This window comes from Leptospira mtsangambouensis (assembly GCF_004770475.1).
Lineage (GTDB): Bacteria > Spirochaetota > Leptospiria > Leptospirales > Leptospiraceae > Leptospira_A > Leptospira_A mtsangambouensis.
In genome coordinates, this window is record NZ_RQHK01000017.1 from 482,625 (window position 1) to 495,620 (window position 12,996).

The 12,996-nt window shown below is 38.2% G+C and carries 9 protein-coding genes; 8 read left to right on the forward strand and 1 reads right to left on the reverse strand.

Features of this window, described 5'->3' with window-relative positions:
• Positions 1-215: 215 nt before the first annotated feature.
• Positions 216-2,090, reverse strand: a complete 1,875-nt coding sequence (gene mnmG, locus EHR01_RS14725) for a tRNA uridine-5-carboxymethylaminomethyl(34) synthesis enzyme MnmG (protein ID WP_135695729.1) — start codon at positions 2,088-2,090, stop codon at positions 216-218.
• Between the two features lie 169 nt (positions 2,091-2,259).
• Between mnmG and EHR01_RS14730 the strand changes: the two genes are divergently transcribed.
• The 8 genes from EHR01_RS14730 (at position 2,260) to gyrA (ending at position 12,995) form a co-directional block, all read left to right on the forward strand.
• A complete protein-coding gene (locus tag EHR01_RS14730; protein ID WP_135695731.1) occupies positions 2,260-3,183 on the forward strand; it encodes a branched-chain amino acid transaminase in 924 nt (307 codons plus the stop codon).
• A 6-nt stretch (positions 3,184-3,189) separates the two neighbouring features.
• Positions 3,190-4,122, forward strand: a complete 933-nt coding sequence (locus EHR01_RS14735) for a DNA polymerase III subunit delta' (protein ID WP_135695733.1) — start codon at positions 3,190-3,192, stop codon at positions 4,120-4,122.
• A 216-nt stretch (positions 4,123-4,338) separates the two neighbouring features.
• A complete protein-coding gene (dnaA, locus tag EHR01_RS14740; protein WP_135695735.1) occupies positions 4,339-5,664 on the forward strand; it encodes a chromosomal replication initiator protein DnaA in 1,326 nt (441 codons plus the stop codon).
• A gap of 246 nt (positions 5,665-5,910) precedes the next feature.
• On the forward strand, positions 5,911-7,029 hold the full coding sequence (gene dnaN / locus EHR01_RS14745) for a DNA polymerase III subunit beta (protein ID WP_135695737.1): 1,119 nt from the start codon (positions 5,911-5,913) through the stop codon (positions 7,027-7,029).
• Positions 7,029-8,132, forward strand: coding sequence for a DNA replication/repair protein RecF (recF, locus tag EHR01_RS14750; RefSeq protein WP_135695739.1), 1,104 nt, complete (start codon positions 7,029-7,031; stop codon positions 8,130-8,132). Before dnaN ends, recF begins: the two co-directional genes overlap by 1 nt.
• The gene (locus tag EHR01_RS14755; RefSeq protein WP_135695741.1) at positions 8,129-8,452 is read left to right on the forward strand and encodes a DciA family protein; all 324 of its coding nucleotides are present in this window, start codon (positions 8,129-8,131) and stop codon (positions 8,450-8,452) included. The genes recF and EHR01_RS14755 overlap by 4 nt, the downstream gene beginning before the upstream one ends.
• 78 nt (positions 8,453-8,530) lie before the next feature.
• Entirely contained in the window at positions 8,531-10,450 is a 1,920-nt protein-coding gene (gyrB, locus tag EHR01_RS14760; RefSeq protein WP_135695743.1) for a DNA topoisomerase (ATP-hydrolyzing) subunit B, read from the forward strand.
• Positions 10,451-10,469: 19 nt separating this feature from the next.
• Complete coding sequence (gene gyrA / locus EHR01_RS14765; protein ID WP_135695745.1) at positions 10,470-12,995, forward strand: DNA gyrase subunit A; 2,526 nt, start codon at positions 10,470-10,472, stop codon at positions 12,993-12,995.
• Position 12,996: the final 1 nt, after the last annotated feature.

The window sequence follows — 12,996 nt, forward strand, 5'->3', positions numbered from 1 at the left end:
GAAAGGTTTATCTGAATTCAAAGTTTGATTTCTGATAGTTAAAAGTTCGCATCATTAGTCTTTCAAAAATCTGCCTCTGAAATTCTGTAATGCACCTCAAAAGAGTTTTAAATTGCGAAAATCGATTCGAAGAAATCTAAACACAAAAAAAAGCCAAGAAGGAATATCCCTCTTGGCTTTTTGATTTTAAGGAAAGTTCGTCGTTTGTTTTTTAGTTATCGTCTGTCCACCAAATGATAGAGGAGAAGATCCACATCAGAAGGATCTACTCCTGAAATATGGAGAGCATTTTCTAAATTCATCGGTCTGTGTTTTTCTAACTTCACCACAGCTTCTGTCTTCAAACCTTTCACACTTGCGTAATCAAAATCATTCGGAATCTGAAAGTTTAAAAACTTCTTACGGTATTCAATCGTCTCCAACTCTCGTTTCAGATATCCCTCGTATTTGACTTCCATTTCCAAAACTGCTTTTTCATCTTCATTTAAGTTTTCTAGTTCTGGTAGAAAGGTTTCGATGTCTTCAATTTTGATATCAGATCGTTTCAGAAACGAAGCAACCGTGTGGCCAAACTTATAATTCTCAATCTTCTTCTCTTCCAAAACTTTTGTGAGTTCCTCTGTTGGCTTCATCGATGTCACAAACATTTGCGTTTTGATTTTATCGATCCGAGCATACCGATCTTTCATATCTGTATAAAGAGACTCGTCCACAAGTCCCATCTCATATCCATACTGCATCAGTCTTTGGTCCGCATTGTCTTGGCGAAGGAGTAGGCGATATTCGGCGCGGCTTGTGAACATTCGGTAAGGATCTTCGACACCTTTGTAAACCAAATCATCCACAAGCACACCGATGTAAGACTCACTTCGTTTGAAAAGAATTGGTTCTTCTTTTCTTACAGAACGAATCACATTATAAGCAGCAACAAGTCCTTGGGCCGCCGCTTCTTCGTAACCTGTGGTTCCGTTGATTTGACCTGCATGATAAAGACCTTTTACTTTTTTGGTTTCAAGTGTGGGATTTAGTTCTGTTGGATCTACAAAATCATATTCGATGGCATAACCAGGACGCATGAGTTCCACTTCTTCTAAACCTTTGATGCTTCGAAGAAACTTCCATTGTACTTCCTCAGGCAAACTTGTGGAAACTCCATTGAGATACATCTCGTTGGTTTCGTATCCTTCCGGTTCGATAAAAATTTGGTGGCGATCTCTTTCCGCAAACCGAACCACCTTATCTTCAATCGAAGGACAATACCTTGGGCCAACACTTTTGATCTGACCCGAATACATCGGTGAGTATTCTAAGTTTTGTTTGATGAGTTCATGAGTGGTGTCATTGGTATAAGTGATGTAACAAGGAATTTGTTTGCGATCAATCTTACTAGTTGAAAAAGAAAAGGGGCGCGGGTTCTCATCTCCGTCTTGAATTTCAAGTCCCTCAAGGTTGATGGAATTTTTATGAACACGAGCGGGAGTTCCTGTCTTTAATCTTCCGAGTCGCAATTCAAAACGAGCGAGTGTATGAGAAAGTCCTTTGGTTGTAGGTTCCCCAATACGACCCGATTCTTTTTGGTAAGTTCCAATATGAATCACACTGGATAAAAAAGTTCCTGTAGTTAAGATCACATGGTTTGCATAAAAAGTAAAACCACGGCCAGTGATGACACCAGTCACTTGGTTTCCTTCCACAAGCAAATCCTCAACTGTGTCTTGTCGGATCGAGAGTGTTTGTAACTTTTCCAACTGGTGTTTGATCATGAGCTGGTATTGTTTTTTCTCAGCTTGTGCACGGGGAGCCCAAACGGAAGGACCTTTCGATGTGTTTAACATCTTAAATTGAATTCCAGTTTGATCAATCACCCGACCCATCAGTCCACCGAGTGCATCCACTTCACGAACCATATGTCCTTTGGCAATTCCACCGATCGCAGGATTACAACTCATCTGCCCGATGGTATCCAAGTTCATTGTGATGAGTAAAGTTTTGAGTCCCGCTTTCGCAGAAATATAAGCAGCTTCTGTTCCGGCATGTCCGGCTCCAACAACGATACAATCAAATTGGTTAGGATAAAAGGATGGATTCATATTATGTCTTCTTAGTGATTCAGTTCTAATAAAAAAACGAGGGAGAGAGATTAGACAATCTACTCCTTAGAACGATATCAAAATCATCGGCCTAAGCTTCGAGAGAAAAAAAGATAAAATTCATTTTCTAATTTTGAAACTCCAGAAGATTGGAAGGATAGGAATCTCAATGGCTCAGAATTCATTCCCTTATACATACTTCGAAGGAAAAATCGTTCCTTCCGCTGATGCGAAAGTCAGTGTCCAAACCCATGCCTTACAATATGGAACTGCCGTCTTCGGTGGAATCCGTGGATACTACAACGAAGCGAAAAAAAATCTTTATGTCTTCCGATTGCCAGAACATTGCAAACGACTTGTGAACTCCACAAAGATCATGCAGCTGCAAATCCAAATCACACCGGAAGAAATCCAATCCATCATCTTGGATCTCCTTCGAAAAAATGAAGCTAAACAAAATGTATACTTAAGACCTTTCATTTACACTTCTGCCTTACAACTTTCTCCTCGTTTCCATGATGTGAAAGCAGACATCACCATCTATGCATTGAAGTTGGATGATTACCTCGATACACAAAACGGACTAACCACTATGGTTTCTTCGTGGCAAAGATTTTCTGATAACCAAATTCCCACTCTTTCCAAAGTGAGTGGTGGGTATGTGAACTCAGCTCTTGCAAAATCAGAAGCTGTACAAAATGGAATGGATGAAGCTATCTTTTTAGATGCGAGAGGATTTGTATCAGAAGGTTCTGCAGAAAATCTTTTTATTGTTCGTGATGGAGTCATTCATACGCCAACCATTCCTTCTTCTATTTTAGAAGGGATCACTCGTCGTAGTATCATTCAAATTGCAAAAGACTTAGGTTACCAAGTAATCGAAAGAGACATTGCTCGTTCGGAACTTTATATTGCTGATGAATTATTTTTTTCAGGCACAGGTGTACAAGTGGCTTGGGTGAAAGAAGTGGATCGTCGTGTGATTGGAAATGGAAACATCGGACCCATCACTAAAAAAATCCAATCGATCTTTTTTGAAGCGGTTCGAGGAGAGCAATCGAACTATATGAGCTGGCTCACTCCGGTATACTAAAGACCAATGGCTGATGCTTTGTTTTCATTCGACCAAGTGTCAGGCCAAGATGTTGCACTGACTTATCTAAAATCTTTTTTAAAAGATAGGTCACGAATTCCTGGATCTATTATTTTTTACGGACCCGATGGAGTGGGGAAGTGGACGGCAGCAGAACGATTTGCAAGGCAACTTCTTTGTTTAGAAGGAACCTCTTGTGGTGTTTGTGATTCTTGCAGACAATTTATGAAAGGAGTCCATCCCGACTTCATTCAATTTCCCAGAAGAAAAAACATAGCCATTGGAAAAGAAAAAGATCCAGAAGATTTCACCATTCGTTGGTTGTTATCAGCTAGGATTCCTTTCAAACCACATACTTCCGAATATCGTGTTGTATTATTTCCTGAAGCAAATCGAATTAACAATGAAGCAGAAACAACTCTTCTGAAAACTTTAGAAGAACCTCCTCCTCACACAAAGTTCATTCTCATTGTAAACGATTTAAAAAACTTAAAACCAACCATTGTTTCCCGTTCGGTTTGTGTTCCCTTCAATTATCTCACACAAGATGAAATCAAAAAAATTCGTAGAGATGAAATGACCGAATCCAAACTCTACTATGGTGGATCGCTCAATCCTTTTGAAATCTCTGATGAATTTTTGGAAGAGTGGCATGAGAATGTAAGAGAACATTGTCACGATTCGATTTTACTTTTTAAATTGGAAAACTGGGTAAGAGACCAACTTGGAGAATTTCGTTCTAACAAAGAAGGACTTACTGGAATTGATTTTTTAGAGATGATTTGTTTGTTACTTCTTTATGAATACAGACAAAAAAACTTTGAAGCCAATGTAGGAAGGATCGAAGCCATCCTAGACTTCAAAATGAAACTTCATTATGAAATCCCTGCTTTAGAGTATGTTCTTTTATCACAACTTTTTTTAAGACTTGCGACTTAATCAAAAAAATCTTTTAAGCTCGATAAAAAATAGTTCGAAATAAAGAACACCTAACAAGAATTATAAGAACAATTTCTGTCAAACCAAATAAGGGACATAATTTTTTTATCCGGTTCGACTATTTTTTCTAGTTTGGATCGTTTTCCGATTTTTCATTTGAATTCTACCTACTTGCTAAAAGTATAGTACCCGATTTCACATTTAGGGCGGGGAAACTTGGACAGACGTTGGGAAGAAATTTTAGAAGAAATATCGAAACAGATACCTCCCAAGTACTTTTCCAATTTCATTGCACCACTCAAATTCGAAAAATGGGACAACCAAGTGGTTCACTTGACGGCACCCTCCACGGGAATCAAACGCCACGTGGAAACAAAGTATACAACTTTCATTGAAGACGCCGTTTATCAAGTAGTAGGTGATCGTTTTCGTGTTTCTATTTTAGCGGAATCTGAAACTTCTACACAAATTTTAAAAGAAGTCATCCAATCCAAGTTTGATGAGTCTGACTCAGACCTAAATCCGGAATTCATTTTTAGCAATTATATCACTTCTGATTCCAATCGCATTGCTTACACAGCCGCAAAAAGTGTGGCAGAACAACCGGGAAAATACAATCCACTCTATATCTTTGGGCCTGTGGGTGTGGGTAAAACGCATCTCTTACATGCGATCGGAAATGAGATCAAAAAAAAGGATCCTTGGAAAACCGTTAGGTATGTAAACAGTACCTCTTTTTTAAACGAATTTATTTTTACAGTTCGTCAGAACAATCGTGAGTCACTGGAATCTTTCAAAATTCGATACCAATCTTATAATGTTTTACTCTTTGATGACATTCAGTTTTTGAATGGTGGGGCTGAAAAAACTCAAGAGGAGTTTTTTGCCCTTTTCAATTTTCTTTATGATAGGAAACGCCAAATTGTCATCGCTTCTGATAGACCGAGTTACGAACTTCCGTTACACGAAAGGTTAAAATCTCGATTTGTGCATGGCCTCCAAGCAGATGTCAAATCCCATGATTTAGCACTTCGGGTTGAACTTTTACGGACCAATTTTTCTGAATTCAATATTCCTGCGAGTGACAAACTCCTTCATTGGCTTGCAGAACGACTGGAAGGGGATTCACGGGCACTCATTGGAATCGTAAACGATTTAGTTTTGTACAAAAAGGCTTATGAATACTTTTTGCTTACGGAAGAGAAAATTCAGGAGATCGCGGAAGCTCGTTTTCTGACGAATAAAAAGCGAATTGGGTTCAGTCCTGACATGGTCATTGATCTTGTCTGTGAACGAACCAACACTGCGCGCAAGGATTTACTAGGAAAGAGTCGAAAAGCGGATTTTATCCCACCAAGACATCTTTGTATGCTCCTCCTCCATGATGTCCTCCATGTTCCGAAGGCACAAATTGGAAGAATTTTTTCGACTACACATTCGACCGTCATCCACGGGATTGATAAATTCAAAGAGCGAATGAAAACAGAATCCCAATGGGAAGACCTGTTTCATAGCATCAAACATAAGATAAGTTTCCAATAACCTGTGACTAATCCGACCATTACCTGTCGATAAACTGTCGATAGGACATAGTCAGTCCTTATTGTCCCTTAAATTTTTCATGACTTGTTCAAAGTGACATAAATATTGACAGTTGCAAAAAGGAAAAAACCTGACATAATTCAATAAAAATTGATGTTTCCAGGCTTTATCGACATACTGACAGAACCAACGGAAACGACATAATATATATAAAGATATATAATATAAATAAGAAGAAGAGGAAAAATGAAATTCACTGTCAATACTACAGAATTCCTAAAAGCAATCAACTCAGTGGATGGAGTCATCTCAGTTAGAGAAATCAAGTCAGCTCTTTCCAATCTCAAAATCCAAACTGGGGACAATGAAGTGTATCTTTCCGCGACCGATCTTGAGATCGCAATTAAAACTTCAGTTCCCTCCACCATTGGAGAAAAAGGAACGGCATCGCTTCCCGCAAAACAGTTATCGAGTATTTTTAAAAACTTAAACTTTGATACTAGTTTACTGACTACCACTGACCAATCAGAAAACTCGGAAACAACTATCACTGATGCCAGTGGTAAGATGGACACTAAATTTAAAGTGAATGGAATAGATTCAGAAGATATCAAAACCATTCCAAAAGTGGATGAGGCAAGTGTGGTTGAATTTCCTTGCCAAACCATTCGTGAGATGTTTCGTAAAACTTCTTATGCGATGGCGATTGAAGAAACTCGTTTTGTTTTTAACGGTCTCTTTTTAAAACCAGACAACACAGATTTAATTGTTGTTGGAACGGATGGTCGTCGTCTTTCTAAAATTGTTCGTAAGTTTCCAAAACAATTCCCATTTAAAAATGGAGTGATCATTCCTCACAAAGCAGTTCGAGAAATGCTAAAAATGATGGAAGGAAAAGAAACTGCAAAGATTGGTTTTGTAGAAGAACAAATTTATGTTTCATCTGGAAACGTAGAACTTCTTTTCAAACTCATTGATGGAAACTTTCCTGACTACGAACAAGTCATTCCAAAACAAACTTCAGAATCTGTTCGAGTTGTAAAAGCTGACTTTTTGACTTTTTTAAAACAAGCTTTGATTTCAGCAGAAGAACCTTCGAAACAAATTCGTTTGGCTTTTACAAAAGGGAATGTGAATATCAGTTCTTCGAATCCTGGAACCATGATGTTTGATCATAATATGCCAATTGAATACAATGGGGAAGCAATCACCATTGCGTTTAAAGGTGATTATTTGAGTGATGTAGTAAAAGCTGTGGATGACCCTGAAGTGATTTTAGAATTTACAACTTCTAGTGCTCCTGTTCTTTTTAAAGATCCATCTGATAGTGACTTTGTTTCTGTCATTATGCCAATGAAACTTTAATGTTTCTAAAGAAAATTTACATAAAGAATTTTCGAAACCACGAAGAAACTCAGTTAACATTTAAATCACGTCTTATTTTTTTTATTGGAAACAATGGAGAAGGTAAGACAAACCTTCTCGAATCTATCTCACTTCTTTCTTATTTAAAAAGTTTTCGCGAATCAGACCAAAACCAACTCCTTCGTTGGGATACAAAAGATACATTCATTCGTGCTGAATTTGAATCGGAAGAAAATGAGTATTTATTTGAATATGGAATTGAACATTCCTATTCCAAACGAAAAAAACTCAAAGTCAACGGCGAAGAATTTAAAAAAATCTCTGACTATGTAGGATACTTTCGTTCGATTGTGATGAGTCCACCGGATATCCTGATCATTGAAGATGGAAATGTAGAACGTCGCCGTTTTCTTGATGCCTTTATTTCTTCTACCAATCGGTATTATTTAAAACAACTCATCGAATATGATCGTTTGGTAAAACAAAGGAACGCGGCTTTGAAAAAAGAAACTTCTTCCGATCGGGAAATAGGAATTTGGGATGAACCCATCATCCAACACGATGCAGAAATTCGAGAAATTCGGATGAAGACAATTGAAACCTTAGCCGGGTACTTTCATAAAAATTTGCAACAATTAAGTTCTGGAAAAGATCCCTTCTTTTTAACTTACAAACCCAATATCGCATCCAAAGAAGAACATAGGCAAAAACTAACCGATAATCTACGAAAAGACAGAGCCATCGGTTATACGAGTTGCGGAAATCATCGCGATACACTTCCGATTGGATTTGATGATAAAGATTTGAGTGGGTTTGGATCCCAAGGCCAAAAACGAAGTGCTGTGATAGCTCTGAAAACAGCCTGTTTCCAGATGATCCGTGACACAACGGGAGAAGCACCTGTCCTACTGATTGATGATATCATTCGGGAACTGGATGTCAAAAGAAGAGAATACTTTGTGAATTTGATTTCGGAATGTGGACAGGCATTTTTTACAACCACAGATTTAGAAGGAATTCATGAATATGTCGGTAACCTAACAGTTGATAAAGAAATTTATCAAGTCGAAGCAGGAAAAGTGAAGGTGTTTTCAGAGAAATGAAAAAAGTCGAACTTTCAGAACTCTTCCAAAGTTTAGAAAAAATGGGCATGGATAGGGAAGCTGTCTTTCGGGACCAAATTCTGAAAACCATACGACTTCGTTGGAACGAAATTGTAGGGGATTACTTTGGGAAACAAAGTTTTCCGAAATCCATTGATGGGAAAAAACTCACAGTTGTTTGTCGACATTCCATGATTTCTCAGGAATTGGAGTTCCAAAAAACCGAAATTTTAACAAAAGCAAATGCAATTACGAACCCAGTTTTATTGGAAAAAATTCAATTTAAAACAGGAAACGAATTCCAAAATCCCAGGTCTTAAGTCACTTAAATCTCCCCGATTTCACTTGCCCTTCGAGGGTCTTTCTAGGATACTTCCTATAGGGTATCTCATAAATTTATGTCCAACCAAACCGATCAAAATGCCTATTCAGCCTCGAAAATCAAGATCCTAGAGGGTCTAGAAGCGGTCCGGAAACGCCCCGGAATGTATATCGGAACCCAAGATGAGTCCGGCCTACATAAGATGGTTTATGAGGTTGTGGATAACTCTGTGGACGAGGCAATGGCAGGCCATTGTACAGAAATTGATGTCCGCATTTTACCAGACCATATCATAGAAGTTCGGGATAATGGGCGTGGGATTCCGACTGGAATTCACCCGGATAAGGGTAAGTCCACAATTGAAGTGGTATTAACCATTTTACACGCTGGTGGTAAATTCGAAAACGATGCCTATAAAGTATCTGGTGGTTTGCACGGGGTAGGGGTTTCTGTCGTGAATGCCCTTTCCACTTATTTAGAAGTAGAAGTCCACCAAGATGGAAAACTACACTACCAAAAATACCAAGCAGGAGTTCCTGTTGAAGATGTAAAAATTATCGGTGATACAACACACCGCGGAACAGTTGTTCGTTTTAAAGCGGATGATACTATATTTACTACTGTTGATTTTTCTTTTGATACCCTTTCTGCAAGATTTAGAGAAATCGCATTCTTAAACAAAGGGCTTCTGATTCGGATTGAAGACCAAAGAAAAGACGAAATTGCAAAACATGAATTTAAATTTGATGGAGGGATTGTTTCTTTTGTAGAATATATAACGGAAACAAAACATCCTTTGCACAAAGTTCTGCACTTTGTCGGTGAAAAAGAAAATGTTTGGGCAGAAATTGCTCTCCAATACTGCGATACCTATAGCGAAAATATTTTTTGTTTTACCAATGCGATTAATAACAACTTAGGTGGAACTCACTTAGAAGGTTTTAGAACCGCTCTTACGAGAACTTTAAATGACCATTTAAAGAAAGACCAAATTCTTTTCAAAAAACAACCCAATGGATTACAAGGGGATGACATCAAAGAAGGTCTTTGTGCTGTTATCTCTATCAAAATCCCACAACCACAGTTCAACTCACAAACAAAAGAAAAGTTAGTGAACGCGGAAGTAAAAGGTCTTATGCAAACAATTACAGGTGAGGGTCTCAATCGATTCTTTGAAGAAAACCCTGCTGTGATCAAAAAGATTTTAGAAAAATGTATCTTAGCTTCGAAAGCAAGAGAAGCAGCAAGACGTGCTCGTGATTTGACAAGACGTAAAACTGTTTTAGAAGGTGGTGGCCTTCCCGGAAAACTAGCCGACTGTTCTGAAAAAGATCCTGAACATTGCGAATTGTATCTTGTCGAGGGAGACTCGGCGGGTGGATCAGCAAAACAAGGAAGAGATAGAAATACCCAAGCCATCCTTCCACTCAAAGGTAAAATTCTAAACGTTGAAAAAGCACGATTGGATAAAATTTTATCTAATGAAGAAATTCGCACTTTAATCACAGTTATGGGAACAGGAATTGGAGATGATGAATTCAATGTGGAAAAACTTCGTTATAAAAAAATCATCATTATGACAGATGCGGATGTGGATGGTTCTCATATTCGAACACTTTTACTTACTTTTTTCTTCCGGTATATGAAACCAATCATCGAACAAGGATCTTTGTTTGTGGCACAACCTCCATTGTATCTTTTGAAGTTTGGAAGAGAAGCTGTCTATGTTTACTCTGACAGGGAAAAGGAAGAAATTCTTAGAGCAAGACCCAATGACAAAGTTGTGATCCAGCGCTACAAGGGACTTGGAGAGATGAATCCAGAACAACTTTGGGACACCACAATGGATCCAAAAGAACGTGTTATGTTACAAGTAAAGTTAAAAGACTTTGTGGAAGCAGAAGATACATTTAATATTCTTATGGGTGATGAAGTATCTCCACGTCGTCGTTTCATCGAAGCGAATTCTTACAAAGTTGCAAATTTAGATCTTTAATCGGAATTAGGATAAAAAAATGACCGAACAAAACGGCCAAGAAAACGAATCAAACAAAACCTTAGCACTGAATCTTTCCGGTAGACCAGACGTAGCCGGCGCTCTTAAATCTGGTGTGCGGGTCATTCCGGTGGAAATTGAAGACCAAATGAAGGAAGCTTACCTTGATTATGCGATGAGTGTAATTGTAGGTCGAGCCCTTCCTGATGTTAGGGATGGATTAAAGCCAGTTCATAGACGTATTCTCCATGCGATGAATGAAAGAGCCTGGAGATCAGATCGTCCTTATGTAAAATCAGCGAAAATTGTTGGGGAAGTGATTGGTAACTACCATCCACATGGTGACTCAGCAGTTTATGAAACAATGGTTCGTATGGCACAAACTTTTTCCATGCGAGAAACTTTGATCGATGGGCAAGGAAACTTTGGATCTGTCGACGGTGATAATGCTGCGGCATATCGTTATACAGAAGCTAAACTTACGAAACTTGCGGAAGAACTTCTTAAAGACATCGAAAAAAATACTGTAAGTTTTTCACCAAACTTTGATGATACGAGACAACAGCCTGATGTTTTACCAGCAAATTTTCCAAATATTTTAGTAAACGGTTCAACAGGAATTGCTGTAGGTATGGCAACGAATATTCCACCGCATAACTTAAAAGAATCGGTAAATGCTGTCATTGCTCTCATTCAAAACCCAGACATCACACTGCCGGAACTAATGAAAATTCTTCCGGGACCAGATTTTCCAACAGGTGGAACTATTATCGGAGGGGAAGGTTTATACCAAGCTTATGCCACAGGAAAAGGTTCCATTCGCATTCGGTCCAAAGTTGATATCATCGAAAACAACAAGGGTCGTGAGATCATTGTCATTAATGAAATTCCATACCAAGTAAACAAAAAGAACTTACTCGAAAAAATCGGGGAACTTGTGAATGAGAAAATCATAGAAGGTATCTCTGAAATTTTAGATCTTTCCGATAGAAAGGGAATTCGAGTTGAGATTCATGTTAAAAAAGATGCAAACGCTCAGGTCATTCTAAATCAACTTTTCAAACTCACACAACTACAAGTGAGTTATGGAATTACAATGCTTGCGATTTTAAACAATCGCCCAAAAATCTTTTCACTAAAAGAAATTCTAAAATCCTATGCAGATCATAGAAATGAAGTCGTTGTCAAACGTACGGAATTTGATTTAGATAAAGCGCAAAAAAGAGCTCATATCTTAGAAGGATTACGCATTGCTCTTGATAATATCGATGAAGTGATTCGTATCATACGTGCTTCCAAAGATGTAAAAGAAGCACAAAGTTCCCTCATGGCAACTTTCTCCCTTTCTGAAATCCAAGCAGATGCGATTTTGGAAATGCGTTTGCAACGTTTAACTTCTTTAGAAGTGCAAAAGATCATTGAAGAATTGGAACAAGTTCGACTTCTCATTGCTGACCTAGAGGACATTCTTGCCAAACCAGAACGAGTGAAATCTATCATTTGTGACGAGCTTGGAAAAGTTTCTCAATCTTTTGGGAATAATCGCACAACAGAGATTAGTTTAGAATCTTTGGAATCTTCTACTTTTAATGCAGAAGATTTGATTGCAGATGAAGAAGTAGTGGTTCAGTTATCAGAAGATATGTTTATCAAACGTCTTCCTATGGATACTTTCCGTCGCCAAAAACGTGGTGGAAAGGGAGTCCAGGGAATCTCGACTAAAAGAGAAGACTTTGTTAAAAAACTAAGTAGTGCTATGACTCATGATAACTTAATGCTCTTTTCCAATAAAGGTAGAGCTTTCCTAATGAAAGTATATGAACTACCAATTGGATCAAAAGAAGCCAGAGGAAAATCATTAAAAGCCGTGATCAATTTGAATGATGATGAAATCATTACTTCGTTATTCACTTTCAGAAATTTTGATGAATCCTATTTGCTCATGGTGACAAGAGATGGGTTTGTGAAAAAGATCCAGTTGGATGAATTTACTAATACTAAAAAATCCGGAATCATTGCTATAGGACTTCGTGATGGTGATGAACTAATCGATGTAATTGCCAATCCAAGTAACTACGATGTATTTATTGGAAGTAAAAATGGACTCGCGATTCGAATGAATTTGAACGAACTTCGCTCGCAAGGTCGAACTGCTTCTGGTGTCACAGCAATGAAGTTGGAAGATGATGATGCCATTGCGGGAATTACAAAAGTAGAACCAGGAACGAATCTATTCTGTGTTTCCGAAAACGGATTTGGTAAACGCACTGACTTCGAAGAATTTTCTACCAAAGGTCGCGGTGGGAAGGGAATGACCTATTTAAAGATAGGCGAAAAGAATGGGCGGGCAGTAGGTGTCTCTTCCGTAAGAGAAGAGGACGAACTTCTTGTCATCACACAATCAGGGATGGCCATCCGAGTTGAAGTGAAAACCATTTCAATGGTTGGAAGATCTGCCATGGGAGTCAAAGTTGTTAATACCAAAGATGAAGACTTTGTGAAAGACTTTGCAGTTGTTAGAGATACAGAGACCGATTCGGAATAAA

What these genes read in the sequence shown, in the direction of transcription:
- EHR01_RS14730 (WP_135695731.1), top strand. Translation starts at nt 2,260, where the DNA reads ATGGCTCAGAATTCATTCCCTTATACATACTTCGAAGGAAAAATCGTT.
- EHR01_RS14755 (WP_135695741.1), top strand. Translation starts at nt 8,129, where the DNA reads ATGAAAAAAGTCGAACTTTCAGAACTCTTCCAAAGTTTAGAAAAAATG.
- gyrB (WP_135695743.1), top strand. Translation starts at nt 8,531, where the DNA reads ATGTCCAACCAAACCGATCAAAATGCCTATTCAGCCTCGAAAATCAAG.
- recF (WP_135695739.1), top strand. Translation starts at nt 7,029, where the DNA reads ATGTTTCTAAAGAAAATTTACATAAAGAATTTTCGAAACCACGAAGAA.
- mnmG (WP_135695729.1), bottom strand. Translation starts at nt 2,090, where the DNA reads ATGAATCCATCCTTTTATCCTAACCAATTTGATTGTATCGTTGTTGGA.
- EHR01_RS14735 (WP_135695733.1), top strand. Translation starts at nt 3,190, where the DNA reads ATGGCTGATGCTTTGTTTTCATTCGACCAAGTGTCAGGCCAAGATGTT.
- dnaN (WP_135695737.1), top strand. Translation starts at nt 5,911, where the DNA reads ATGAAATTCACTGTCAATACTACAGAATTCCTAAAAGCAATCAACTCA.
- gyrA (WP_135695745.1), top strand. Translation starts at nt 10,470, where the DNA reads ATGACCGAACAAAACGGCCAAGAAAACGAATCAAACAAAACCTTAGCA.